Source organism: Kitasatospora sp. NPDC006697 (assembly GCF_042869935.1).
Lineage (GTDB): Bacteria > Actinomycetota > Actinomycetes > Streptomycetales > Streptomycetaceae > Kitasatospora.
On record NZ_JBIAGU010000031.1, the window covers coordinates 1 to 24,527 of the forward strand.

Annotated in this window: 21 protein-coding genes; 15 read left to right on the forward strand and 6 right to left on the reverse strand. The window is 72.6% G+C overall.

Annotated elements, in window-relative coordinates:
• The first annotated feature begins 569 nt into the window (after positions 1 to 569).
• From ACFYNO_RS32045 to ACFYNO_RS32060, 4 genes are all read left to right on the forward strand, one after another.
• Positions 570 to 2,930, forward strand: coding sequence for a chitinase C-terminal domain-containing protein (locus ACFYNO_RS32045; RefSeq protein WP_388020958.1), 2,361 nt, complete (start codon positions 570 to 572; stop codon positions 2,928 to 2,930).
• Positions 2,931 to 3,276: 346 nt separating this feature from the next.
• The gene (locus ACFYNO_RS32050) at positions 3,277 to 4,323 is read left to right on the forward strand and encodes a substrate-binding domain-containing protein (RefSeq protein WP_388020698.1); all 1,047 of its coding nucleotides are present in this window, start codon (positions 3,277 to 3,279) and stop codon (positions 4,321 to 4,323) included.
• Positions 4,324 to 4,333: 10 nt separating this feature from the next.
• Positions 4,334 to 5,863 (forward strand): sugar ABC transporter ATP-binding protein, encoded by a 1,530-nt coding sequence (locus ACFYNO_RS32055; RefSeq protein ID WP_388020701.1) that lies wholly within the window; start codon positions 4,334 to 4,336, stop codon positions 5,861 to 5,863.
• Positions 5,860 to 6,882 (forward strand): ABC transporter permease, encoded by a 1,023-nt coding sequence (locus ACFYNO_RS32060; protein ID WP_388020704.1) that lies wholly within the window; start codon positions 5,860 to 5,862, stop codon positions 6,880 to 6,882. Before ACFYNO_RS32055 ends, ACFYNO_RS32060 begins: the two co-directional genes overlap by 4 nt.
• Positions 6,883 to 6,966: 84 nt before the next feature.
• Here ACFYNO_RS32060 and bcp read toward each other — a convergent pair whose 3' ends face one another.
• The gene (gene bcp, locus ACFYNO_RS32065) at positions 6,967 to 7,440 is read right to left on the reverse strand and encodes a thioredoxin-dependent thiol peroxidase (RefSeq protein ID WP_388020707.1); all 474 of its coding nucleotides are present in this window, start codon (positions 7,438 to 7,440) and stop codon (positions 6,967 to 6,969) included.
• Between the two features lie 117 nt (positions 7,441 to 7,557).
• Here bcp and ACFYNO_RS32070 point away from each other — a divergent pair, with 117 nt between their 5' ends.
• The 9 genes from ACFYNO_RS32070 to ACFYNO_RS32110 all read left to right on the forward strand — a co-directional run bounded on the left by ACFYNO_RS32070 (position 7,558) and on the right by ACFYNO_RS32110 (position 15,448).
• Complete coding sequence (locus tag ACFYNO_RS32070; RefSeq protein WP_388020710.1) at positions 7,558 to 7,944, forward strand: DUF3618 domain-containing protein; 387 nt, start codon at positions 7,558 to 7,560, stop codon at positions 7,942 to 7,944.
• Positions 7,945 to 8,099: 155 nt separating this feature from the next.
• On the forward strand, positions 8,100 to 8,402 hold the full coding sequence (locus ACFYNO_RS32075; protein WP_246213857.1) for a co-chaperone GroES: 303 nt from the start codon (positions 8,100 to 8,102) through the stop codon (positions 8,400 to 8,402).
• A 138-nt stretch (positions 8,403 to 8,540) separates the two neighbouring features.
• Positions 8,541 to 9,023 (forward strand): hypothetical protein, encoded by a 483-nt coding sequence (locus ACFYNO_RS32080; RefSeq protein ID WP_388020713.1) that lies wholly within the window; start codon positions 8,541 to 8,543, stop codon positions 9,021 to 9,023.
• A gap of 189 nt (positions 9,024 to 9,212) precedes the next feature.
• Complete coding sequence (locus tag ACFYNO_RS32085) at positions 9,213 to 10,022, forward strand: ABC transporter permease (RefSeq protein WP_388020716.1); 810 nt, start codon at positions 9,213 to 9,215, stop codon at positions 10,020 to 10,022.
• Positions 10,015 to 10,914 carry an ABC transporter permease gene (locus ACFYNO_RS32090; protein WP_388020719.1) on the forward strand — a complete coding sequence of 300 codons (900 nt, stop codon included), beginning with the start codon at positions 10,015 to 10,017 and terminating at the stop codon, positions 10,912 to 10,914. Before ACFYNO_RS32085 ends, ACFYNO_RS32090 begins: the two co-directional genes overlap by 8 nt.
• A 32-nt stretch (positions 10,915 to 10,946) precedes the next feature.
• The gene (locus tag ACFYNO_RS32095) at positions 10,947 to 11,909 is read left to right on the forward strand and encodes an ATP-binding cassette domain-containing protein (protein WP_388020722.1); all 963 of its coding nucleotides are present in this window, start codon (positions 10,947 to 10,949) and stop codon (positions 11,907 to 11,909) included.
• 87 nt (positions 11,910 to 11,996) lie between these two features.
• Entirely contained in the window at positions 11,997 to 12,950 is a 954-nt protein-coding gene (locus ACFYNO_RS32100; RefSeq protein ID WP_388020725.1) for a hypothetical protein, read from the forward strand.
• Between the two features lie 63 nt (positions 12,951 to 13,013).
• Positions 13,014 to 14,369 (forward strand): DUF445 domain-containing protein, encoded by a 1,356-nt coding sequence (locus ACFYNO_RS32105; protein ID WP_388020962.1) that lies wholly within the window; start codon positions 13,014 to 13,016, stop codon positions 14,367 to 14,369.
• A gap of 47 nt (positions 14,370 to 14,416) precedes the next feature.
• Entirely contained in the window at positions 14,417 to 15,448 is a 1,032-nt protein-coding gene (locus tag ACFYNO_RS32110; RefSeq protein WP_388020728.1) for an adenosine deaminase, read from the forward strand.
• 116 nt (positions 15,449 to 15,564) lie between these two features.
• On the opposite strand, the gene ACFYNO_RS32115 is transcribed toward ACFYNO_RS32110, so the two are convergent.
• The 5 genes from ACFYNO_RS32115 to ACFYNO_RS32135 all read right to left on the reverse strand — a co-directional run bounded on the left by ACFYNO_RS32115 (position 15,565) and on the right by ACFYNO_RS32135 (position 22,057).
• Positions 15,565 to 16,635, reverse strand: coding sequence for a Gfo/Idh/MocA family oxidoreductase (locus tag ACFYNO_RS32115; protein ID WP_388020731.1), 1,071 nt, complete (start codon positions 16,633 to 16,635; stop codon positions 15,565 to 15,567).
• An 81-nt stretch (positions 16,636 to 16,716) separates the two neighbouring features.
• Positions 16,717 to 17,493: an HAD-IIA family hydrolase gene (locus ACFYNO_RS32120; protein WP_388020734.1), complete on the reverse strand. Its 777-nt coding sequence runs from the start codon at positions 17,491 to 17,493 to the stop codon at positions 16,717 to 16,719.
• A 231-nt stretch (positions 17,494 to 17,724) separates the two neighbouring features.
• Entirely contained in the window at positions 17,725 to 20,196 is a 2,472-nt protein-coding gene (locus ACFYNO_RS32125) for a hypothetical protein (protein WP_388020736.1), read from the reverse strand.
• A gap of 17 nt (positions 20,197 to 20,213) precedes the next feature.
• A complete protein-coding gene (locus tag ACFYNO_RS32130) occupies positions 20,214 to 21,353 on the reverse strand; it encodes a methyltransferase (protein WP_388020739.1) in 1,140 nt (379 codons plus the stop codon).
• A complete protein-coding gene (locus tag ACFYNO_RS32135) occupies positions 21,350 to 22,057 on the reverse strand; it encodes an SGNH/GDSL hydrolase family protein (RefSeq protein WP_388020742.1) in 708 nt (235 codons plus the stop codon). Before ACFYNO_RS32135 ends, ACFYNO_RS32130 begins: the two co-directional genes overlap by 4 nt.
• 338 nt (positions 22,058 to 22,395) lie before the next feature.
• Between ACFYNO_RS32135 and ACFYNO_RS32140 the strand changes: the two genes are divergently transcribed.
• Together ACFYNO_RS32140 and ACFYNO_RS32145 are read left to right on the forward strand one after the other, a co-directional pair.
• Complete coding sequence (locus ACFYNO_RS32140) at positions 22,396 to 23,835, forward strand: DHA2 family efflux MFS transporter permease subunit (RefSeq protein WP_388020745.1); 1,440 nt, start codon at positions 22,396 to 22,398, stop codon at positions 23,833 to 23,835.
• An 84-nt stretch (positions 23,836 to 23,919) separates the two neighbouring features.
• Positions 23,920 to 24,510: a TIGR03086 family metal-binding protein gene (locus ACFYNO_RS32145; protein WP_388020748.1), complete on the forward strand. Its 591-nt coding sequence runs from the start codon at positions 23,920 to 23,922 to the stop codon at positions 24,508 to 24,510.
• Positions 24,511 to 24,527: the final 17 nt, after the last annotated feature.

A 24,527-nucleotide genomic window follows, 5' to 3' on the forward strand; every position in this document is an offset into this window, starting at 1 on the left:
GAGGAACTGCCGGACCGGTCACGCTCGATGATCCAGTGGGCCATGGTCAACTCCATGGCCACCCGACTGACCGCCAGCCCGGACAGAATCGGGCAATACCTCCGCCCGAAACTCCTCGCGGCAGCCTAAATCGGTATCGAACACCCTCTCAGGACTTCCTCGGTGTACCGCGTGGGCTTGGACATGGAACCCCTCCTTGTCGGGGGCAACGACCCAAGCCCAGGTCAAGTAACGGCCCATCATCAAACCAGATGAACCGGTGATGAGAATCACGTAACCCCGCCCCGGCCCGTTGACAACTGATTGGTACAGACCTATTGACCCTTGTGGTCCAGACCACATAAGTTCGGCGCCAATCCGCAGCGCGGCGGGCGGCGCGATGCCGTGCGGCCGGGGCGGGTTGTCCACGCAGCCCCCACGTTGGTACGCGCCCCACACCGTGTGCCAGCCGACACTCTCTCCTGGAGGACCGAGTGTTGATTCGCAATCAGGCCGGCGGGCGTCCCACCGCTGCCGGCCGTTCCAAGGCCGGACGGCGGCTCGGGTTCGCAGCCACGGCGGCGGCCGGCATCGCCGGGCTGCTGCTCGGGACCGTCGCGGCGGCGCCCTCGCAGGCGGCGGTCGACAACCAGGCCTGCCGGCCCGACGGGATGTACACCACGCCCGGCGTGAACGTGCCGTACTGCCTGGCCTACGACACCAGCGGCCGTGAGCAGATGGGCGCCGACCACCAGCGCCGGGTGATCGGGTACTTCACCGGCTGGCGCACCGGCAAGGACGGCACGCCCGCCTACCTGGTGAACAACATCCCCTGGGACAAGGTCACCCACCTCAACTACGCCTTCGCGCACGTCGCGGGCGACAACACCATCTCGGTGGGCACCGACGGGCCGAACAACGCGGCCACCGGGATGACCTTCCCGGGCGTGGCCGGCGCGGAGATGGACCCGACCGTGCCGTACCAGGGCCACTTCAACCTGCTGAGCAAGTTCAAGAAGCAGTACCCGAACGTCAAAACCATGATCTCGGTGGGCGGTTGGGCCGAGACCGGTGGCTACTTCGACGACTCGGGCAACCGGGTGGCCTCGGGCGGCTTCTACTCGATGACGGTCAACCCGGACGGCAGCGTCAACCAGGCGGGCATCAACACCTTCGCCGACTCCGCGGTCAAGTTCGTCGAGAAGTACGGCTTCAACGGCGTCGACCTCGACTACGAGTACCCGACCTCGATGAACAACGCGGGCAACCCGCTGGACTGGACGCTGGCCAACAGCAAGCGCGCCTCGCTGATGAAGGGCTACGCGGCGCTGCTGCAGACCATGCGTCAGAAGCTGGACACCGCCAGCGCGGCCGACGGCAAGTACTACCTGCTGTCGGTGGCGGCGCCGTCCTCCGGCTACCTGCTGCGCGGCATGGAGACCTTCCAGGTGACCAAGTACCTGGACTACGTCAACATCATGTCGTACGACCTGCACGGCGCCTGGAACCAGTACGTCGGCCCGAACGCCTCGCTCTACGACGACGGCAACGACGCCGAGCTGAAGTCGGCCAACGTCTACGGCACCTCGCAGTACGGCGGGATCGGCTACCTGAACGGCGACTGGGCCTACCACTACTTCCGCGGCTCGATGCCGGCCGGCCGGATCAACCTCGGCCTGCCCTACTACACCCGCGGCTTCGAGAACGTGCAGGGCGGCACCAACGGCCTGTGGGGCACCGCCTCCACCACCACCTGTCCGGCCGGCTCCGGCCTGACCACCTGTGGTGACGGTGCCGTCGGCATCGACAACCTCTGGCACGACCAGGACGCCAACGGCAAGGAGTCCCCGGCGGGCTCCAACCCGATGTGGCACGCGATGAACCTGCAGAACGGCATCCTGCCGGACTACCTGTCGAAGTACGGGCTCAAGGACACGTCGCTGACCGGCACCTACAGCCGCAACTACAGCTCCTCGCTGGTCGCGCCCTGGCTGTGGAACTCCACCAAGAAGGTCTTCCTCTCCACCGAGGACGAGCAGTCGGTCAACGCCAAGGCGGACTACCTGGTCAACCAGGGTGCCGGCGGCGCGATGATCTGGGAGCTGGCGGGCGACTACAGGTTCGACCCGACCGCCAACGGCGGCAAGGGCGAGTACGTGGCGGGCTCCACGCTGACCACCGACCTCTACAACAAGTTCAAGTCGGCCAGCCCGTACGGCAGCACCCGGGCGACCGTCGCGATGCCCGCGCAGACCCTGCCGATCGACGTGTCGTTCACCAACTTCGCGCTGGGGGACAACAACTACCCGATCAACCCGAAGATCCACATCGTCAACAACTCGACGGTGACCCTGCCGGGCGGCACCGAGTTCCAGTTCGACTACGCCAACTCGGCGCCGAACAACGCGCACGACCAGTCGGGCTTCAACTCCTCGGTGATCAGCGCGGACAACCCCGGTCCGGGGAACGTGGGCGGCCTCAAGGGCACCTACAACCGGGTCTCGCTGAAGCTGCCGGGCTGGCAGTCGCTGGCGCCGGGGGCCTCGGTGGACGTGGACTTCGTCTACTACCTCCCGGTCTCCACGCCGTCGAACTGGACGGTGAACGTCGGCGGCACGCTGTACGGCATCCCGGGCGACTTCACCCGCGGCAGCACCGGCGGCTCCACGCCGACGCCCACCCCCACGCCGACCCCGACTCCCACGCCGACCCCCACCCCGACGCCGACGCCTACTCCCACCCCTACGCCCACCCCCACCCCGACTCCCACCCCGACTCCCACCGGTGCCGGCTGCACCGGAGCGCCGAGCTGGAGCTCCGCGACGGTCTACGCGTCGCCCGGGAACAAGGTCGGCTGGAAGGGCCACTACTACAGCAACAAGTGGTGGACCCAGGGCGAGGACCCGAGCGTGAACGCCTCGGGCGTCTGGAACGACCTCGGAGCCTGCTGACCTGATCCACTGATCCAGGCTCAGCGCGCTCGCCGAGGCGAGTGACGGCGGTGGCGGTGCACCCGGTCGGGGGGTGCACCGCCACCGCTTTCCGTTGTCCCGATCACTCTCCGAGCACCCCCTGACCGGCCCTCGGAGGCGCTCAGGAGGCGCTCATCCCACGGGTACCATGTCACGTGGTGACATTTTACTCCCGCGCAAACAACGGTTCTGTTGCGACCTGTGCGAATCTGTGCGAAACCTCTTGACGCAGGAGGTTACGCGAGGGTGTCATAAGGCCACCTCGTTCGAACCTGTTTGGTTCTGATGGATTGTGGTCCCCACCCCTCGCAAGGAGCCCGACCCCATGACCACCGTGCGTAACCGTCGTCGTACCATCGCGGCCGCCCTCGGCCTGCTCGTCACCCTCGGCGCCTCCGCCTGCTCGACCGGGCAGCAGAGCAGCAACGCCTCGGGGGACACCGCCAAGGTGACCGGCAAGATCAGCATCACCTACCTGCAGAAGCAGGGCGACCAGCAGTACTTCATCGATGAGGCCGCCGGTGCCAAGGCCAAGGCCGCCTCGCTGGGCGTGGACCTCAAGGTGGTCAACCTGGGCAACGACGCCAACCAGACCGTCAACGACGTGCAGGCCGCCATCGCGCAGAAGTCCAACGGCCTGATCATCGTGGTGCCGGACCCGGCCGTCGGCCCGCAGGTCGTCCAGACCGCCAAGGACGCCAAGGTCGCGCTGCTCACCTCCGACGACCAGGTCTGTGCCACCGGCCCGGCCCCCGCCTCCTGTGACAAGTCCAACCTGGTGCCGCGGATCGGCTTCTCCGGCCAGCAGATGGGCACCGAGGTCGGCAAGCGCGCCGCGCAGGAGTTCCAGAAGGCCGGCTGGACCGCCGCCGACACCCGCACCATCTCGGCCTGGAAGCAGGACGTGACGGTCTGCGGTGACCGCGTGAAGGCGGCCAAGGACGCCTTCGGCCAGGCCGTGCAGGGCGTGCAGAACATCGACGTCGCCACCGACAACACCCCGACCGGCGCGCAGGACAAGATCGCCGCGACGCTGACCGCCAACCCGGGTGTCAAGCACTGGGTGATCTGGGGCTGCAACGACGAGAACGTGCAGGGCGGCGTCACCGCCACCGAGAACGCCGGGATCAGCCCCGACAACGTGATCGGTGTCGGCCTCGGCGCCTACCTGGCCTGCAAGGACTGGGGTTCGGGCAAGCCCTCCGGCATGAAGGCCGCGCTCTTCATCAACGGCAGCGACGTGGGCGCCCTCTCGGTCCAGACCATGGTGGACAAGCTCAAGGACGGCAAGGACTTCCCGCAGGAGTCCTTCGCCCCCACCCAGATGGTCGACGCCTCCACCTGGCAGTCGGCCGGCGTCAAGTGCAGCTGAGGCAGCCCCAGTGACGACCACGACCACGACCGCAGGCGCGGGCGTGCGGGACCTCGGCAAGCGGTTCGGCGAGGTCCGGGCGCTCGGCGGGGTGACCCTGGACTTCCCGGCCGGCCAGGTGACCGCGCTGATGGGGGAGAACGGGGCGGGCAAGTCCACCCTGTTGAAGATCCTGACGGGTGACCACCAGCCGACCGAGGGCACCGTGGTGCTGGACGGAGCCGAGCTCGCGCTCGGCTCCCCGGCCCGGGCCCGGGCCGCCGGCATCCGGATCATCCCGCAGGAACCGGAGATCATCCCGCACGTCTCCGTCGCCGAGAACGTCTACGCCGGTGCGCTGCCCCGCGGGGCCGGGCGCCGGCTGGACCGGGCCGAGCTGCGCCGGCGGATCCACGCCGACCTGGAGCGGCTCGGCTTCTCCCGGGTGCTCGACCCGGACCTGCTGGGCTCCGAGCTGACGCCGGCCCAGCGCCAGCTGGTGGAGATCATGCGCGCGCTGACCGGCGAGGCGAAGGTGATCGCCTTCGACGAGCCGACCAGCTCGCTCTCCGAGCAGGAGGTGGACGCGCTCTTCGCGCTGATCCGCCGGCTGCGCGACCAGGGCGTGGCGGTGATCTACGTCTCGCACCGGATGAAGGAGATCTTCCAGCTCGCCGACCGGATCGCGGTGCTGCGCGACGGCTCGCTGGCCGGGGTGCTGGACGCCGCCGAGGCGAGCGAGCAGGACCTGGTCCGGCTGATGGTGGGCCGCGACCTGTCGCAGCTGTTCGTGCGCCAGAACGTGGCCACCGACAAGGTGATGCTGCAGGTCACCGGGCTGTGCACGGACGACGTGCAGGACATCGACCTGACCGTGCGGGCCGGCGAGGTGGTCGGCCTGGCCGGCCTGATCGGGGCCGGCCGCTCGGAGCTGGCGCTGGCGCTGGCCGGCGACCAGCCGGTGCACCGCGGCACCGTCACGCTGGACGGCAAGCGGCTGCACTCCGGCCACCCGGGCGAGGTGATCCGGGCCGGGCTCGGGCTGGCGCCCGAGGAGCGCAAGGCCCAGGCGCTCTTCCTGCACCGGACCATCCGGGACAACACCACGCTGGTGGTGCTGGAGCGGCTGCGCCGGTTCCGGTTCGTCAGGCGCTCCGCCGAGAAGCAGCTGGCGCAGAGCTACACCGACCGGCTGCGGGTGCGCGCCCCTGGCATCGAGCACGAGGTGCGCAAGCTCTCCGGCGGCAACCAGCAGAAGGTGGTGCTGGCGCGCTGGCTGGCCCGCAAGCCCAAGGTGCTGATCCTGGACGAGCCGACCCGCGGCATCGACATCGGCGCGAAGGCGGAGATCTACCAGATCATCGCCGACCTCGCCAAGGAGGGCGTCGCGCTGCTGGTGATCTCCTCCGAGCTGCCCGAGGTACTCGGTCTGGCCGACCGGGTCGTGGTGATGCAGAGCGGCCGCATCACCGGGGAGCTGGACCGGGCCGAGGCGACCGAGGAGAAGATCCTCGCCCTGGCCATGGCCGATGACCTGAGCAACGAAGGAAGGCAACCATGACCACCTCCACCGCTGAGCGGAGTACGCCGGCGGCCACGAAGAGCGGGCGGCTCGGCCCGCTGGCCGCGGTCGGCGGGCAGAACCTGAGCCTGATCGCCGCCCTGGTCGTGGTGCTGGGACTGTTCGGCTCGCTGAACGGCAACTACCTGGCCTGGGCCAACGTCCAGGTGATCGCCGAGACGGTGACCATCGCCGGCCTGCTGGCCGTGGTGCAGACCGTGGTGATCATCTGCGGCGGTCTGGACATCTCGGTCGGCTCGCAGGCCGGCCTGGCCTCGGTGGTCAGTGCGATGGTCTTCACCTCGGCGGGCGCCAGCCCGTGGGCGGGCATGGCCGCCGCGATCGGCGTCGGCCTGGCGGTCGGCGTGCTGAACGGCGTGATCATCGTCTACGGCCGGGTCAACCCGACCATCGCCACGCTGGCCGGCCTGGCCGCCTACAAGGGTCTGGCGCAGCTGGTCTCGGGCGGCCGGGCGCAGGGCTACGTGCTCAACGACGACATCTTCATCTTCCTCAGCCGCGGCAAGATCGCCGGGCTGCCGGTGATGGTGTGGCTGCTGATCCTGGTCGCGGCCGCCGTGCACGTGCTGCTGAAGTACACCGACATCGGCCGCAACATCTACGCGATCGGCGGCAACGACACCGCCGCGCGGCTGGCCGGCATCAACCTGAACAAGTACCTGATCTCGGCCTACGCGCTGGCCGGTTCGGTGGCGGCGCTGGCCGGCATCCTGCTGACCGCGCGCACCGGCTCCGGCCAGCCGGTCTCCGGCAGCGAGGGCCTGGAGCTGCAGTCGATCACCGCTGCGGCGCTGGGCGGCTGCGCGCTCAAGGGCGGCAAGGGCGGCATCGGCGGCACCCTGCTCGCGGTCGCGCTGCTCGGCGCGCTGCAGAACGGCCTGACCGTGCAGGGGATCAACTCGTTCTGGCAGAACGTGGCGCAGGGCTCGCTGCTGGTCGTCGCTGTGGTCATCCAGCAGCGGCGCAGCGGTGAGCGGGCCGTGGGGTTGCCCGCCTGATCCTGTCGTCGCGAAGCGCGGTGGTCCCGACTCCTGTGTGGGGGAGCCGGGGCCGCCGCGACTCGTTCGCGGGCACGGGCCCGGTCAGGCCTCGATCTTGAGGTCGCGCAGCAGCTTGGCGACGTGGTTGGTGGCCTTGACGTTGTAGAGCGCCCGCTCGACCTTGCCCTGCTCGTCGACGATCACGGTGGAGCGGATCACGCCGACCACCGTCTTGCCGTAGAGGGTCTTCTCGCCGTAGGCGCCGTATGCCTCCAGGGTCTGCTTGTCCTCGTCGGCGAGCAGGGTGACCTTGAGGTTCTCGGTCTCGCGGAACTTGCCGAGCTTGGCCGGCTTGTCGGGGGAGATGCCGATCACGTCGTAGCCGGCGCCGGCGAAGACCTCCAGGTTGTCGGTGAAGTCGCAGGCCTGGGTGGTGCAGCCGGGGGTGAGGGCGGCGGGGTAGAAGTACACGATCACCTTGCGGCCGAGGTGGTCGGCGAGCGACACCTGGTTGCCGTCGGCGTCGGGCAGGGAGAAGGCGGGGGCGGTGTCCCCCGCCTGGAGGCGCTGGCTCACGGTCGGTTCTCTCCTCGTGCGGGACAGGTGGTCGTGCCGACTGCAAACCTACCCCTGATGGTGGGTGGGACTGCGCGCGGTCGAACCGGAGCTGACAGACTGATGGGGCAGCAGACCGTGACGTCAGTTCAGGTGAGTGAGGTGGCCCGGGTGGGCAAGGGGAAGACGAAGGACAGCGCCAGGGACGACGCCGGGCGGACCACTGCCGAGATCGAGGCCAATATCGCCCGGACCCGCGACCAGCTGGCCGACACGCTGGACGAGCTGGCGATGCGGGTGCACCCGACCACCATCGCGGCGCAGGCCCGGGCGAGGGCGCTGGCTTCGGTGGAGCAGAAGGTGGGCCGTTTCTACGTGGCGGCCAGCCGGGGCGTGGAGCGGGTGCGGGTCGAGCTGACGGACGACCAGGGCCGTCCGCGTCCGGAGCGGATCGCTCCCGTGGTGCTGGTGGGCGGCGGTGTGCTGCTGCTGCTGGCATCGGGGAAGCGGCGCAGGAAGGGCTGACACCGCCCGTCCGGGTGCCTGCGGAAGCCCGGGTCCGCGCACGGGCGCGGGCCCGGGCCAGGTACGGTCTGGGCGTGAGCGTGAACGACGACGAGCAGAACAGGCAGAGCGAGCACGGCCGGCACGACCGGCTGGGCGAGAAGCTGCCCATCCGGATGCTGCACGACCGGGTGCTGGTGCGCACCGACACCGGCGAGGGCGAGCGCCGCTCGACCGGCGGCATCCTGATTCCCGCGACGGCCGAGCTGTCGAAGCGGTGCACCTGGGCCGAGGCAGTGGCGGTGGGGCAGAGCGTGCGCGCGGTGGAGCCGGGGGACCGGGTGCTCTACGACCCCGAGGACAAGCTGGAGGTCGAGGTGCGCGGCGCGACCTACGTGCTGCTGCGTGAGCGGGACCTGCACGCGGTGGCGGCCGAGCGGCTGAAGGACGCCGAGGGGTCGACCGGCCTGTACCTGTAGGGCCGTTCACCCGCGGCCCGGTTCAGCCGTAGACCTGTTCGGAGCAACTGCGGTGGCCGGGGGCGGGGTTGGAGCTCACTGTTTGGAGCGGGGCGAATCCGCTCCGTGTGCTCTACCCCGAACAGGAGAACCACCCTCATGCGTGCCATATGGACGGCTGCCGCTATCGGCGCGGCGCTGGGCCTGACCTCGGCCACCGTTGCGACGGCCGCCGTTCCGTTCCGCGAACTCGACGGTCCCCGGGCGGTGGCGCCGGCCCAGCCGGCTGCGGCGCGTCCGCACGGGCAACTGGTGGCGGACCTGCCGCCGGCTGCCGCCGGGCTTTCGGCCCCGTCGGCGCCCTCGGCTCCGTCGGCTCCGGTCGCGCCCTCGGCGCCCGGGATGCCGTCCTTCCCCGGGCTGCTCGGCCAGTCCGGGCGGCCGGTCAAGGGCGCCGCGGCATCCGTGCCGACGCTGCCGGCCCTGCCCACCCTGCCCGCCCTGCCGACCGGTGCCGCCACCGCCCCCGATACCGGGGCGCTGCTGAAGCTGCTGAACACGCTGCTGGCGACCATCGGCAGCCTGCTCAGCGGGCTCGGACTGCCGGTCACCCTGCCGACGCTGCCCGGTCTGGGCGGCTGACGGTTATTCGGCTGCGCGGCGGCTCGGCTTGCCGCTAGCGTGAATCGACACAACTCCACATGCTTGCGCAGCCCCGAGCGACACCCGGGCACCCCCCGGGGGTCCGTCGCTCGGGGCCGTGGCGTTGTGCGTTCGCGCGGTGCGGGACGCGGTGGTCCCGCACCCAAAAAGTCGATAAGGAGACAGTCAATGGCCTCCTCGGCCGGTCTCTACCTGGCCATCGCCCGCGGCGGCTTCCGCCGCTACTCCACCTACCGAGCGGCGACCGCGGCGGGCGCCTTCACCAACACCGTCTTCGGCTTCGTCTTCGCCTCCGGGTTCCTCGCCCTCTGGCACACCAGGCCGCACCTGGGCGGCTACGACAGCCGGCAGGCCGTCACCTACATCTGGGTCAGCCAGGCGCTGCTGGCCTCCGTCGCCACCTGGGGCGGCGGGTTCCAGGACGACCTCCAGGAGCGGTTCCGCTCCGGCGACATCGCCGTCGACCTCTACCGCCCGTGCGACTTCCTCGGCTGGTGGCTGGCCGGCGACCTCGGCCGGGCCGGCTTCCAACTGCTCACCCGGGGCGCCGTGCCGCTCACCGTCGGGGTGCTGCTCGGCCACGCCCGGCTGCCGCACTCGCCGCTCACCTGGCCGCTCTTCCTCTGCTCGGTGCTGCTGGCGGTGGTGGTCAGCTTCGGGGTGCGGTTCCTGGTGTCGGTCAGCAGCTTCTGGCTGATGGACGCCAACGGGCTGCGCTCGCTCAGCGTGGTGGTCTCGATGTTCCTCTCCGGGATGCTGCTGCCGCTCGCGCTCTTCCCCGACGGGCTGCGCCAGGCGGCCCAGCTGCTGCCCTGGGCCGCGATGATCCAGGCGCCGTGCGACGTCTTCCTGGAGCGCGGCGGCGGCCGGGAGCCGGCCGAACTGGGGCTGCAACTGCTCTGGGCCGTGCTGCTGCTGGCCGCCGGCCGGGCCGCCCAGGCGCTGGCCACCCGCAAGGTGGTGGTGCAGGGTGGCTGAGACCTTCGACGCCGGGCGCCTCGGCGCCGTGCCCGTCGGCGGCGAGCCCTTCGGCACGGCCCTGCCGAGCGAGCCGCTGGGCGCCCGGATCCGGTGGGCCGTCACCTCCTGGCGGCTGGCCGCCGCGATGTGGATGCGCGCCCAGTTCGCCTACCGCGCCTCCTTCTGGCTCACCTCCGCCGGGAACCTGCTGATCACCTCGCTGGACTTCGTGGTGCTGGTGCTGATGTTCCGGCACACCGGCCGGCTCGGCGGCTGGTCGCTGCCCGAGGTCGGCCTGCTCTACGGCACCTCGGGCTTCTCGCTCGGCCTGGCCGACGTCCTGGTCGGGAGCGTGGAGGAGCTCGGCGGGCGGATCCGCAGCGGCGCGCTGGACGTGCTGCTGCTGCGGCCGGCCCCCGCGCTCTCCATGGTCTGCGCCGAGCGGTTCACCCTGCGCCGGCTCGGGCGGCCGGTGCAGTCGGTGCTGGTGCTCGGCTGGGCGGTGCACCAGCTGCCCGGGCGGTGGAGCGCGGCGCACCTGCTGCTGCTCGGCCAGCTGCTGGCCAGCGGCACGGTGATCTTCGGCGCGCTCTTCATCGGCGGGGCCGTGGTGCAGTTCTGGTGGGGCGAGGCCAAGGAGTTCCAGAACTCCTTCACCTACGGCGGCGCCACCCTGCTGCGCTACCCGCCCGGCATCTTCGCCCGGGAGCTGGTGGCCGGGGTGACCTTCGGCCTGCCGCTGGCCTTCGTCAACTGGCTGCCGCTCTGCCGGATCCTCGGCCGCCCCGACCCGCTCGGCCTGCCCGGCGCCTTCGAGTACGCCTCGCCGCTCGCCGCCCTGCTCAGCGCGGCCGCCGCCGGGCTCGCCTGGCGGGCCGGCCTGCGCGCCTACCGCGGCACCGGCAGCTGACCACCCCCTTGGCCATTGCAGAGGAGACAGGCATGGACCTCATCGAACTCGACCAGGTCTCCCGCACCTTCACCGTGCGGGCCAAGACCGGAAGACTGCGCCGCGAGCGCCGCACGGTGCGCGCCGTGGCCGACCTGAGCTTCACCGTCCGGGCCGGCGAGTGCGTCGGCTACCTCGGCCCGAACGGCGCCGGCAAGTCCACCACGATCAAGATGCTCACCGGCATCCTGGTGCCCAGCGGCGGCCGGCTGCGGGTCGCCGGGGTGGACCCGGCCCGCGAACGGGTGGCGCTCGCGCGGCGGATCGGCGTCGTCTTCGGACAGCGCACCACCCTCTGGTGGGACCTGCCGCTGCGGGACTCCTTCGAGCTGTTCCGGCGGCTCTACCGAATCCCGCCCGCCCGGTACGCGGCCAACCTGGACCGCTGCGTCGAGCTGCTGACCCTCGGGGACCTGCTCGACACCCCCGTGCGCCAGCTCTCGCTCGGCCAGCGGATGCGCGGGGACCTGGCCGCCGCGCTGCTGCACGAGCCGCAGGTGCTCTACCTGGACGAGCCCACCATCGGGCTGGACGTGATCAGCAAGGCCCGGGTCCGGGAGTTCCTGCGGGAGGTCAACGAGGCCGGCACCACCGTGCTGCTCACCACCCACGACCTCACCGACATCGAGCAGTTGTGCGGCCGGGTGATGGTGATCGACCACGGCCGGATGGTCTACGACGGCGACCTGCCCGGCCTGCACCTGGCCGGACGCAGCGAGCGCACCCTGGTGGTCGACCTGCAGAGCGAGCACCCGCCGATCGAGCTGCCCGGCGCCCGGGTGGTCCGCACCGAGGGCAGCCGCCAGTACCTGGCCTTCCCCGCCGAGCAGAGCGCCGCGCCGCTGGTCGCCGCCGTCGCCGAGCGCTACCCGCTGCGGGACCTGTCGGTGCGCGAGCCGGCCATCGAGGACGTGATCGCCCGGATGTACGCGGGCGCCGCCGTCCCGACCGGCTGAGCCCGTAACCCGGACGGCCCGCGGGCAGTTGGTCCCATGGGCCGTCCGGGCCCGGTCGAGCTTCAGACAGGTGGGCGGGGTGGGCGGGTGATCGCGGTGCGGCGCCGGCCCGAGGTCACCGTGCTGCTCGACGGCGGCGACCTCGCGCCCGCGCTGGAGGCGCTCGCCGCGCAGACCCTGAGCCTCGTCCAACCGCTGCCCTCCGGCACCGGCTGCCCGGCCGGCCGCTACCTGCTCCACCTGGACACCGCCGAGCGCCTCGCTCCCGAGGCGCTGCGGCGGCTGGTCGAGCTGGCCGACCGCACCGGCGCGGACGTGGTGCTCGGCCGTGGCGCCGACGACGCCGACCCGCCGCCACCGGCCTGGGCGCTGAACGGCGTCGCGCTGTTCCGCCGCGAGCTGAGCACCGGAGCGGCCGTGGACGCCCGGTTGCCGTTCACCCTGGAGCTCTGCCTGCGCGCCCGCCGGGTCGCGGTGCTGGACGGCTACGCCTGCCTGCGCCCCGCCCGGCCCGACCCCGCGGCCGGCGCACCCCGCGCCCGCCACGAGGACCGCCTGCGCGCCCTCGCCGCCGCCCTCGCCATCGCCGAACGCCTCGCCGAGCCCGGCCCCGACCTCACCGCCCTGCGCGCCCGCCTGCTCACCTGGGACCTCCCCCGGCTGCTGCGCCCCGACTTCCTCACCCTGGACGTGCCGGTGCAGCGCCGCGTCTGCGCGGGCGTCGCCCGCCTGCTCGACCGCCACGGCGACGCCGCCGCCCTGCAGCCCTTGGGCATCCGCGACCGCCTGCGCCTGGACCTCGCCCGCCGGGGGCGGCTGGCGGCGCTACGACGGCTGATCCGGTACCAGGCGGCGTATGGGGAGCGGACGTCGCCCCGGGCCGTCGGTGCCCCCGTTCCTGCTGCGCCCGTCGTACCGCCGCCACCGTCGCTGGCGCTGCAGGTCTGGCGGGGCGTGGTGCCGGCGCAGCTGCGGCGGAGCCTGCGGCAGCGGCGCGCGTGGCTGGGGTTCGCGCAGTGGGGGTACGCGCGGTGGGGGTAGCGGGCGTCAGGTGCTCGGGACGCCGGGCCGGGTGGCCGGGCCGGTCAGGCCGCCTGCGCGGGCCTGCGTTGCTGTTGTGGTGAGCTACCGGACGGGACGCGGCCCATCGGTGACACTGGTCCGGTGGAGAGTCAGCGCAGTGGGGCGACGGCGGTAGGGGTCCGGTTCACCGAGGCCGACGAGGAGAAGCGCCGCGGGGTGCGGCGGATGAAGGCGATCGCGACCGGGTTCCTGGTGGGCGCGACCGTGGTGTTCGGGCTGGCGAGTTGGGGCAAGGCGGCCGGGTGGGGGAGCTGGACGGGTTACGTGGCGGCGGCCGCCGAGGCGGGCATGGTGGGCGCGCTGGCCGACTGGTTCGCCGTCACCGCGCTGTTCCGGCGGCCGTTCGGGCTGCCGATCCCGCACACCGCGATCATCCCGACCAAGAAGGACGCGTTCGGCCGGTCGCTGGGCAGCTTCGTCGGCGAGAACTTCCTCTCCGCGCACGTGGTCCGCACCCGGCTGGCCTCGCTCGGCATCGCCCGGCGGCTCGGCGAGTGGCTGGCCGCGCCGGGCAACGCGGAGCGGGTGACCACCGAGGCGGCGGCCGCGCTGCGCGGGGTGCTGGCGGTGCTGCGGGACGAGGACGTGCAGGCCGTGGTGGGCGAGGCGGTGACCCGGCGGGCCGCCGCCACCCAGGTGGCCGCGCCGCTGGGGCGGATGCTCGGCCGGGTGGTGGCGGACGGCGGGCACCGCGGGGTGGTGGACCTGGTCGCCGTCCGGGCGCACGACTGGCTGGCCGAGCACCACCAGGACGTGGTCTCCAAGGTGGCCATAAAGTCGCCCGGCTGGACGCCCAAGTTCATCGACCACCAGGTCGGCGAGCGGGTCTACAAGGAGCTGATCCGGTTCACCCGCGCCGTCCGCGACGACCCGGAGCACCCGGCGCGCGGTGCGATCGACACCTTCCTCGCCGACTTCGCCCTCGAGCTGCAGACCGACGGCGCCACCCAGGAGCGGGTGGAGCGGGCCAAGGCCGACCTGCTCGCCCGGGACGAGGTGCAGGAGTTGATCGCCTCCTCGTGGAGCGCGCTGCGCGGCCTGGTGGTGGCCGCCGCCGAGGACGAGCAGAGCGAGCTGCGCCGCCGGCTGCGCGACGGGCTGCGCTCCTTCGGGGAGCGGCTGGCCACCGACGAGAAGCTGCAGCGCAAGACCGACGGCTGGCTGCAGGACGCCGCCGCCTACGTGGTGAACACCTACCGGGCCGAGATCACCTCGCTGATCTCGGACACCGTGGCGAGCTGGGACGCGGCCGACGCATCCCGCAAGATCGAGGCCAACGTCGGCCGCGATCTGCAGTTCATCCGGATCAACGGCACGGTGGTCGGCGCCCTGGCCGGACTGTTGATCCACACCGCGGCCACCGCGCTGGGCGGCTGACAGGGTCTAATGGCGGAGTTGCACACGACGATCTGTGAGGAGTGGGGATGACGCGCGGGATGGACGCGTTCATTGCGGGACTGCCCAAGGCGGAGCTGCACGTGCACCACGTGGGCTCGGCCTCGCCCCGGGTGGTGGCCGAGCTGGCGGCCCGTTACGAGGGCCGCAGCCAGGTGCCGGCCGATCCGGCCAAGCTGGCGGAGTACTTCACCTTCACCGACTTCGCGCACTTCATCCAGGTCTACCTCTCGGTGGTCGACCTGGTCCGGGACGCCGAGGACGTCCGCTCGCTGACCTACGGCGTGGCCGAGGACATGGCGCGCCAGCAGATCCGGTATGCCGAGCTGACCGTCACCCCATACAGCTCGGTGCGCCGGGGCATTCCGGACGTGGCGTTCATGGAGGCGATCGAGGACGCCCGGCGCTGCGCCGAGCGGGACTTCGGCATCGTGCTGCGCTGGTGCTTCGACATCCCGGGCGAGGCCGGCCTGGCCTCCGCCGAGGAGACCGCCCGGCTGGCGCTGGAGGTGGGCGCGGACGGCCTGGTCAGCTTCGGCCTGGGCGGACCGGAGATCGGCGTGCCGCGGCCGCAGTTCAAGCCGTTCTTCGACCGGGCCCGGGCGGCCGGCCTGCACAGCGTGCCGCACGCGGGCGAGTCCACCGGCCCGGAGACGGTCTGGGACGCGATCCGGGAGCTGGGCGCCGAGCGGATCGGCCACGGCACCCAGAGCTTCAAGGACCCGGCCCTGATCGACTACCTGGGCGAGCAGCGGATCCCGCTGGAGGTCTGCCCGACCTCCAACCTGGCCACCCGGGTGGTGGAGCGGATCGAGGAGCACCCGCTCAAGCGGTTCGTGGACGCCGGCCTGCTGGTCACCGTGAACAGCGACGACCCGCCGATGTTCGGCACCGACCTGAACACCGAGTACGCGCTGGCCGCCCAGCTGCTCGAGCTGGACGAGGCGGGCGTGGCCGGCCTGGCCAGGAACGCGGTGGAGGCCTCGTTCCTGGACCAGGCGGGCAAGGCCCGGCTGACCGGCGAGATCGACGCCTACCTGGCGGGCTGGACCCGCGGCTGACCCGGCGCCGGCTGCACCGGGGCGGCTTCGCCCCGGTGCAGCCAGGCCTGCTGGGCGGCCTGCGCCGCGCCGGTCCAGTCGCTGGCGAAGCGTCGATCTGATGGTGCGTCGGCAGCTCAGCCCAGGGCGACGGTCTGTCCGGTGGCCGCCGAGTGGCGGGCCGCCTCGAGGATGGTGAGGGTGCTGGCGGCGTCCTGCGGGTCGACCGGCGGCGGGGTGCCGGTGGCGAGGGCGTGCGCCAGGCCGGCGTAGAAGGCGGGGTAGTCGCCGGGCTCGGTGGGGAGCACGGTGCTCGACTCGTCGGTGCCCAGGGTGCCGTGCTGCGCCGGGTCCTCCGCGCCCCAGGGCCGGTGGGTGTCCGGGCGCAGACCGGCCCGCAGGTCGGCCTCCTGCGGGTCCATGCCGAACTTCACGTACCCGGCGGTGTCGCCGAGCACCCGCAGCCGCGGCCCGGCCAGCGGGGCCAGCGCGCTGGTCCACAGGTGGGAGCGGACCCCGCCGGCGTGGGTGAGGGCGAGGAAGGCGTCGTCGTCCACCACCGCGCCGTCCCGCCGGACGTCGATCTCCGCGTACACCGAGGAGACCGGGCCGAACAGGGTCAGCGCCTGGTCCACCAGGTGGCTGCCCAGGTCGTAGAGGGTGCCGCCGGCCTCCGCCGGGTCGGCCAGCTCGCGCCAGCCGGCCTTGGGCTTGGGCCGGAAGCGCTCGAACCGCGACTCGAACCGGTGCACCCGGCCGAGCGCGCCCTCCGCCACCAGCTTGCGGACGGTGAGGAAGTCGTTGTCCCAGCGGCGGTTCTGGAAGACCGTCAGCAGGGTGCCGCGGGTCTCGGCCAGCCCGCAGAGGGCCCGTGCCTCGGCGGCCGTCACGGCCAGCGGCTTGTCGACCACGGTGGCCAGTCCGGCCGTCAGGGCGGCCCGGGCCAGCGGGAGGTGGGTGCGGTTGGGGGTGGCGATCACCACCACGTCGAAGTCGCCGGCCCGGTCGAACAGCTGCTCCGGGTTGGTCAGCGCCTCGGCCTGCGGGTGGTCCTCGGCCAGCCGGGCCCGCCGCTCGGCGTTGGCGGTGACCACGGCGGCCAGCCGCAGCCCGGGCGTGGTGGCGATCAGCGGGGCGTGGAACGCGGCGCCGGCCAGGCCGTAGCCCAGCAGCGCGACGCGGTAGGGCGCGGGGGAAGCGGTACTCATACCCGCGAGTCCATCACACCGCGGGGCGGCGGGTCCCGAGGCGCTCGGGGCCCGCCGTCAGGGGGCGTCCTCGCCGGTGTGTCAGATCAGGTCGACCAGGTCGGCGATCGAGTCGACCACCCGGGTCGGGCGGTACGGGAAGCGCTCGACGTCCTGGGCCTGGGTGAGGCCGGTGAGCACCAGGAAGGTCGACATGCCGGCCTCCATGCCGGAGACGATGTCGGTGTCCATCCGGTCGCCGATCATCGCGCTGTTCTCCGAGTGCGCGCCGATGGCGTTCAGGCCGGCCCGCATCATCAGCGGGTTCGGCTTGCCGACGAAGTACGGCTCGACGCCGGTCGCCTTGGTGATCAGCGCCGCGACCGCGCCGGTGGCCGGCAGCGCGCCCTCGGCGGACGGGCCGGTCTCGTCCGGGTTGGTGGCGATGAACCGGGCGCCCGCGTTGATCAGCCGGACCGCCTTGGTCATGGCCTCGAAGGAGTAGGTGCGGGTCTCGCCGAGGATCACGAAGTCGGGGTCGCTGTCGGTGAGGACGTAGCCCACGTCGTGCAGGGCGGTGGTGAGGCCGGCCTCGCCGATCACGTAGGCGGTGCCGGCCGGGCGCTGGTCGTCCAGGAACTTGGCGGTGGCCAGGGCGGAGGTCCAGATGTGCTCGGCGGGCACGTCCAGGCCCATCCGGGCCAGCCGGGCGTGCAGGTCGCGCTGGGTGTAGATGGAGTTGTTGGTGAGCACCAGGAACGGCTTCCCGGAATCGCGCAGGCGCTTCAGGAAGGTGTCGGCACCAGGGATCGGCACGCCCTCGTGGATGAGGACTCCGTCCATGTCGGTCAGCCAGGTCTCGATCTTGCGCTCTGCCACGTCGGTGTCTCCTCGGTGTTGCGATGGTTCTGAACGATCTCGTGCATCGCTCCGGACGGACACCGCTGGCCGGCCGGGCGCCACTGGCTGCCCCAACACGGACCAGCCTAGTCGGCGGGGGCCGCTGCTCGTAGTGCTGGTCAGTGGGCGGACGGGCCCGGACGCATCACGCGTCCGGGCCCGTCTTTCGGCCGTGCGGTCGGCCGGCTCGTCGCCGGCCGTCGGGCAGGCTCAGGCGAGTCCCTTGCGCCGCGCCGCCTCGCCGGCCCGGCGGGCGGTGCGGGCCATGGTGAAGGCGACCTCGTGCAGGTCGTCGCGCTGCCAGCCGGAGGCGCCGGTCGGGCTCATCCCGTCGCCTTCGTTGTTGTGCGAGAGCAGCACCGAGTAGAGGTCGACCACTCCGGGGGTGCGCATCCGCTCGCCCAGCTCGTCGAGTTGCCCGGCGACGTCCTCGATGTGCCGGTGGCGCACCAGCAGGTCGCCGTACTGCTGCTCCGACTCCGGCTGCAGCAGGTGCAGCACCCGGGTCTGCCGGTCGGCGACGGCGCCGGCCTGGGTCTCCCGGTAGGTGCGGATCACCGAGTGGCCGCCGTCGATCAGCCGGAAGACCGTCAGGTTGCCCTTGGGACGGGCGCCGTAGAGCACGGCCTGCTGGATCAGCGTGGGCAGGATGTCCGGCACCAGGCCGAGCGCGCCGTCCCCGACGAAGGCCAGCACGTTGCCGTCCCGGGTGAGCGCGACGGAGGGCACGGCCTGCAGCGCGTCGCCCATCAGCGCCCGGCCGTACCAGCCGGAGAAGCCCGGGCCGGTGCGCGGCAGGTTGCGGATCGCCGACATCGCGCCGCGCCCGACGTCGTACAGCCCGGTGTAGCGGTAGCCGTGACGGGTGATCAACTCCTCCACCAGGGTGCCGAGGTGGTGGAAGAAGTAGTTGGGGCTCATCGGCAGCAGCGGCAGCTGGTGCACCATGTCCGAGGCGCTGTCCCGGGTTTCGGCGATCGCCGCACGGCGCAGCGCCAGCACCTCGGGGTCCACCGGGTCGGCGGCCAGCCGCTCGCGCAGCTGGCGCAGGAAGGCCAGCGCGTCGGCCTGCACCTTGACGTCGGCGAACGGCGCCAGGTGCGCGGCCTCCCGGGTGACCTGGGTGATGTGCAGGGTGCGTTCCAGCGCCCGCTGCTGGAACGGGGTGGTCAGCTCGGCGATCCGGCTGTTCAGGAAGAGCAGCGCCAGCTCGTTGCGCTTGCGCAGCCAGCCTTCCCGGTGCAGGAACTCGTGCACCCGGGAGGAGCAGCCGAACATGCCCAGCGTGCCCAGGTACTCGGGTATCCGCTCGCCCTCGTGGTAGCGGGCCACGGCGCCGGGCCGGATCGGCGAGTCGGCCAGCGCGATGCCCGCGGTGCGGGCCAACTCGTAGGTGAGCGACCGCTCCTGGGTGCCGAGCGGGCCGCACTGCCAGAGCAGCCGGACCGGCTGTTCGGCGACCGCCCGGGCCACCTCCTCCAACACGTCGGCCTGGACCAGCAGTTCGGCGGTGGGGCGGGGCTGCGGCAGTTCGGCCGGCCCGGTGGCGGCCGCGTCCAGCACGGCGGCCGAGACCAGCAGCACCACCGGGCCCTGGTCGGCCTCGTAGGCGGCGAAGGCGGTGGCCAGGTCCTCGGTCAGCCGGGCCGGGTCCTCCAGGTAGACGCCGTTCAGCCGGCGGGCCTTGAGCACCTCGCGGGAGTCCTCGGCGGCGTGCACGGTGCCCTGGAACGGGAACCAGGCGTCGGAGCGCGAGTCGGCGCAGACGATGAACCCCCGGGCCCGCGACTCGCGCAGGTTGGCCAGGGTGCCGCGGAACTCGTCCACCATGCCGTTGGTGACCACGATCAGGAACGGCGCGGCGTCCAACTGCCAGCGGGCCAGCGCCCCGCTGGCCAGCCCGTGCTCGCTCGGGCCGCGCAGCACCGGGTTGCCGGACTGCTCGGCCCGCACCTCGAGTTCGCCGATCAGGCCGGTGACCATCGAGCCGGTGTAGTAGTGCAGTCCCCAGGCGCTGCCGGAGCGGGCGCCGAGGAAGCCGGTGAGCGCGTCGGCCAGCGCCCGGCGGGCCGGCGCGGCCCCGCGCAGCGCGTCCGCCGCGTCGTGGAACTGCACGAAGTCGGCCAGTGCCCGGACCACGTCGGCGGCCAGCAGCCCTGGCTGGTCGGGGAGTTGGCGCACGGAGTGGGCCGGGGCCAGCCGGGCCTCGGCGGCGGCTCCGGCCGCTCCGGTGTAGACGTGCACGGTGTAGGCCGACAGGTCGGCCCGGACTCCCGCGGGCAGCCGCTCGCCGAGCTCGCGCAGTGCGGGGCCGACGGTGTCCGCGAGCGGGTCGGTGCTCAGCCCGGCGGCGGCCGCGTCGACCAGCAGCAGGGCCAGGGTGTCGACGGTCTCCGGGCCGGCCGCCGCGGCCAGCGCGGCCGGCAGCCCGTCCAGGTCGTCCACGGCCAGCCGCTCGACCCGTTGGCCGGCCAGCGCGCGGAGCAGGAACCGGCGCGCGCGGCGCACCGTCTCGGTGTAGGCGGGGTCTTCGTCCGACCGGTCGGGCCCGGGGGAGGGCTCCCGGTCGTCGGTGGCATCTCGCAGGGCGGTCTCGATGGTGTCGTGGAACCGGGGATCCTTGCCCACGCCCACCACCAGCAGCCGTTCGATCGGCAGTGCTGTCCGGTCACTGCTCTGCATCGCTGACCCTCCGTCGGTCACTTGGCGGGAACGGGCACGGCCTCGATCAGGCTCTCCGCACGCGCTGAGCGCAGCGGAGCGGAACGGACCGCGCGGACCTCGAAGCCGGCGGTGGTGAGCAGGGTACGGTACTCGGCCTCGGTGCGGTCCCGGCCGTCCAGCGTGAGCAGCATCAACAGGTCGATCAGCCGTCCCTGGAAGGCGGCTTGGGCGGCGCGCTCGGAGGACGGCGGCTCGGCGGCGGTGCCGGGCTCCTCCTCCAGCCGCTCGAAGACCAGCAGCCGGCCGTGCTCCGGGATCGCCTCGCGGACCCGGCGCAGGATCGCCAGCGCCTGCTCGTCGTCCCAGTTGTGCAGCACCCGGGTGAGCGTGTAGACGTCGCCGCCGGCCGGCAGCGGGTCGAAGAAGCTGCCGGGGGCGAACTCCACCCGGTCGGCCACGCCCGCGGCGGCGAGCTTGGCGCGGGCCTGGGCCACCGACTTGGGCAGCTCCACCAGCACGCCGCGGGCCTGCGGGTGCCGGCCCAGCACCCGGGCCAGCAGCCCGCCCTCGCCGCCGCCGACGTCCACCAGGGTGCCGAGGCCGGTGAGGTCGCAGCCGGCCAGCGCGGTCGGCACCGAGGCGCTGCCCATCGCGGCGGCGAAGGCCGCGGCGGACTCGGGGTGCTCCTCCAGGTAGGAGTAGAACGGTGCGCCGTGCACCTTCTCGAAGGCCGGGCGCCCGGTCCGCAGGGTGTGCAGGATCTCCCCGAAGGACTGGTAGACCTCCTCGCCGAACAGCGTGGCGGCCACCGAGCTGGACCGGGTGGTGTCGGTGCAGAGCAGCCGGGTGGTCGGGGTGAGGCCGTAGCGGTCGCCCGGCTCCTCGGTGAACAGGCCGGCCGCGGCGAGCACACCGAGCACCCGGCGCAGCGCGTGCGGGTCGGCGCCCGCGGCGGCGGCCAGCTCGGCGACCGGGCGGGGGCCGGCGGCGAGCAGGTCGGGCACGCCGAGCCGGGCCAGCGCGTAGCAGCACTGGGCGGTCCAACCGCCGGTCAGCACACCGAACATGGCGACGCGTTCGGTGTAGCCGGGGGAGCGGTCCTCGAGCGGCGTCACGGTGGTGCGGTCCTCGTTCCGGGGCTGGAGGGGTTGGGCGGGGAGCACGGGCGCGGTCATCGGGCCCCTCCGGCGGCGGCGCGGGCGTCGGCCAGGTGGGCGCCCAGCCGGCGGACCGCCTCGGCCGCCGAGATGGCGTGGCAGCGGCGGTTGCCGTGCCGGCCGTCGGCGCTGATGATGTCGGTGGCCGAGGCCAGGTGGTCCGTCAGGTCGACGTGGATGGTGCCGAGTTCCGCCGCCAGGTCGAGGGTGGCGCGGGTCAGCTCGGACAGCCGCAGGTCCAACTGCTGCTGCGCCTCGGCGGAGAGCCGGGGCGACTTGGCGCCGGCGAACATGCCGACGGTGATCACCTCGGCGCCCTGGTCGCGCAGCGCGGTGATGATGGCGCGCAGTTCGGCGGCGGTGGCGCTCGCCTCGAAGGTGCGGCGGAGCAGGTCGTAGCCGCCGCAGGAGACCAGTGCCAGGTCGGGGCGGAAGGCCAGCGCCTGGTCCAGCTGGGTCTCCCGGACCTTGGCGGCCGGAATGTTGCGCCGTCCCAGGTTGAGGTATTCCAGATCGGGCTGGACGGCGGTCAGTTCACGCGCGATCCGGGTGGCCCAGGGTTCGTCCGGATAGCCGGGGACCGGATCGCCGATCCCCTCGGCCACACTGTCCCCGAGGACGGCGAAACGCCGCCAGGGGTGTCCGGTCAACAGCCGTTCCGCCTCGTGTTCGCGCAGGCAGTGCGGATCAGCGGCTTCGCCGCTCAGGTGCTCGCTCAGCATGACGTCGCTTGGCCATTCGTTCGTGGTCGGTTTGCTTGGTCCCGCTCATGCCAACATCCGCGTCGAGTCTAGAGCACGATCGATCGCTCGTTTTTTGGTTCTCGGGACGTTCTCGCGGTGTTTCCCGATGTGCGGAGGGCGTGTTGGGACAACCGTCGGAGATTGGTCAAGACGGCCTTCCTCGCTGAGTATCAGCTGTACGTCGACGGCCCCCGCGGCGGCATGATCATGGCCGTTTTCTCGCAACTTAAACTGCACGATCGTTCGTCCAAGCGGTACTCTCGGGTACGTCGCCCGACCGCGGCTCGCTCTGCCGCGCCCGCCAACCGGAGGGGCTCATGACCACCGTTCCGTCCCGGTCCGCCGACAGCGCGGACACCGCCCCGCCCACGCAGGCCCCGCTTGCCAAAGAAGCGAGCCCCCGCTCCCAGCTGGAGCGGATCGCCCTGGTGCTCGCCTCGGGCGCCACCTTCCTCGCCGTGCTCGACACCACGGTCGTCAACATCGCCTTCGCCGACCTGCGCAAGAGCTTTCCGCACGAGGCACTGGCCAACCTGACCTGGGTGGTGACCTCCTACACCATCGTGTTCGCGGCGCTGCTCGCGGTCGCCGGCCGGGTCGCCGACGTGGTCGGCCGCCGCCGGCTCTTCCTCTGGTCCACCGCGCTGTTCACCCTCGCCTCGCTGCTCTCCGGCGTCGCCCAGGGCCTGGACATGCTGGTCATCGCCCGGGCCGTGCAGGGCCTGGGCGCGGCCGGGATGATCCCCTCCGCGCTCGGCCTGGTGCTGGCGCACACCCCGCCGCAGCGCCGGCACGCCGCGATCGGCGTCTGGGGCGCGGTCGGCTCGCTGGCCGCCGCCGTCGGCCCGAGCCTGGGCGGCCTGCTGGTCGACGTCTGGGGCTGGCGCGCGGTCTTCCTGATCAACCTGCCGCTCGGCCTGGTGATCGTCGCGCTCACCGCCCTGCGGCTGACCGCCGACCGCACCTCCGGGCGCCGGATGCCCGACCCGGTCGGCACCGTGGCGCTCGCCCTGGGCCTGGGCGGCCTGGTCTTCGGCGTCACCCAGGGCAGCGACTGGGGCTGGAGCGACGGCCGGGTGCTCGGCCTGCTGATCGGCGGCGCGGTCTTCACCGTGCTCGCCCTGGTGCTCTCCCGCCGGCACTCCTCGCCGGCCATCGAGTGGGACCTGTGGCGTAGCCGGGTCTTCGCCGGCACCAACGTCAGCTCGTTCTTCTTCGGCGCCTCGATGTACGCCTACCTGCTCTCCAGCCTGCTCTTCCTGAACGCGGTCTGGAACTACTCCGAGCTGAAGGCCGGCCTGGCCGTCTCGCCCGGCGCCTTCGCCGCCGCGATCGGCGCGGTGGCGGTGGGCCGGTTCGCCGGGCCGTCCCGGCAGTGGATCGCGGTCGGCATCGGCTCGGCGCTGTTCGGCGGCTCGCTCTTCGCGCTCTACGGCCTGCTCGGCACCGACCAGCAGTACCTGGCGGTGATGCTGCCGATCGGCATCGTCGCCGGCATCGGCATCGGCGCCGCGCTCACCGGCATCTCCAACGCCGCCGCGGCCGCGCTGCCCGCCGACCGGTTCGCCGCCGGCACCGGCCTGCTGATGACCTCCCGCCAGGTCGGCGGCGCGCTCGGCATCGCGGTCTTCGCCGCGATCCTCTCCGACTCCGGCGTGATCGGCCCGCACGGCTACCTGCGGGCCTTCCTCGCCTCGGCGATCTGCGCCGTCATCGCGGCGGTCTCCGCGGTCGGCCTGCGCGAGCGCACCCGCTGACCAGCGGGGCGCGGTCCCCGGGGGACCCCGCCCCAGCCCCACCACGCGCGCCTGAGCGGCCCGCACCGGCAACGAGGAGTACCGATGGACATCCGTGCCCTGCACACCCAGGCCCTCGCCCTGGTCACCGAACTGGTCGACCAGGTCAAGGAGGACCAGCTCGCCCTGCCCACCCCCTGCGCAGACTGGGACCTGCGCACCCTGCTGGGCCACATGATCGGCCAGAACTACGGCTTCGCCGCCGCCGCCGAGGGCCGCGGTGAGGACGGCGAGGCGTGGCGGGACCGCACCTTCGAGGGCGCCCCGGCGCAGGCCTGGGCGGCCTCCGCGGCCGAGCTCGGCGCGGCCTTCGCCGCCACCGCCGGGCCGTTCCGGATCCCGGAGATCCGCGAGGGCGTCGACATCCCCGCCGACATGGCGATCTCCTTCCACTTCATCGACACCCTGGTGCACGGCTGGGACCTGGCCGCCGCGCTCGGCCTGCCGTTCGAGCCGCCGGCCGAGCTGGCCCAGGTCGGCCTCGTGGTGGCCGAGCAGGTGCCCGCCGGTCCCGAGTTCCGCGGCCCGGGCCGGGCCTTCAGCGAGGTGCTGGAGCTCGAGGAGGAGCAGCCCGCCGCCTTCCACCGGACCCTGGCCCTGCTCGGCCGGGACCGGAACTGGACCGCCGCGGCCTGACCGCACCCCGCTAGCAT

Bases quoted from the DNA above. Each gene is read 5' to 3' on its own strand.
- ACFYNO_RS32050 (WP_388020698.1), top strand. From the start codon at position 3,277: ATGACCACCGTGCGTAACCGTCGTCGTACCATCGCGGCCGCCCTCGGC.
- ACFYNO_RS32060 (WP_388020704.1), top strand. From the start codon at position 5,860: ATGACCACCTCCACCGCTGAGCGGAGTACGCCGGCGGCCACGAAGAGC.
- ACFYNO_RS32075 (WP_246213857.1), top strand. From the start codon at position 8,100: ATGCTGCACGACCGGGTGCTGGTGCGCACCGACACCGGCGAGGGCGAG.
- ACFYNO_RS32080 (WP_388020713.1), top strand. From the start codon at position 8,541: ATGCGTGCCATATGGACGGCTGCCGCTATCGGCGCGGCGCTGGGCCTG.
- ACFYNO_RS32085 (WP_388020716.1), top strand. From the start codon at position 9,213: ATGGCCTCCTCGGCCGGTCTCTACCTGGCCATCGCCCGCGGCGGCTTC.
- ACFYNO_RS32095 (WP_388020722.1), top strand. From the start codon at position 10,947: ATGGACCTCATCGAACTCGACCAGGTCTCCCGCACCTTCACCGTGCGG.
- ACFYNO_RS32110 (WP_388020728.1), top strand. From the start codon at position 14,417: ATGACGCGCGGGATGGACGCGTTCATTGCGGGACTGCCCAAGGCGGAG.
- ACFYNO_RS32115 (WP_388020731.1), bottom strand. From the start codon at position 16,635: ATGAGTACCGCTTCCCCCGCGCCCTACCGCGTCGCGCTGCTGGGCTAC.
- ACFYNO_RS32125 (WP_388020736.1), bottom strand. From the start codon at position 20,196: ATGCAGAGCAGTGACCGGACAGCACTGCCGATCGAACGGCTGCTGGTG.
- ACFYNO_RS32130 (WP_388020739.1), bottom strand. From the start codon at position 21,353: ATGACCGCGCCCGTGCTCCCCGCCCAACCCCTCCAGCCCCGGAACGAG.
- ACFYNO_RS32135 (WP_388020742.1), bottom strand. From the start codon at position 22,057: ATGCTGAGCGAGCACCTGAGCGGCGAAGCCGCTGATCCGCACTGCCTG.
- ACFYNO_RS32140 (WP_388020745.1), top strand. From the start codon at position 22,396: ATGACCACCGTTCCGTCCCGGTCCGCCGACAGCGCGGACACCGCCCCG.
- ACFYNO_RS32145 (WP_388020748.1), top strand. From the start codon at position 23,920: ATGGACATCCGTGCCCTGCACACCCAGGCCCTCGCCCTGGTCACCGAA.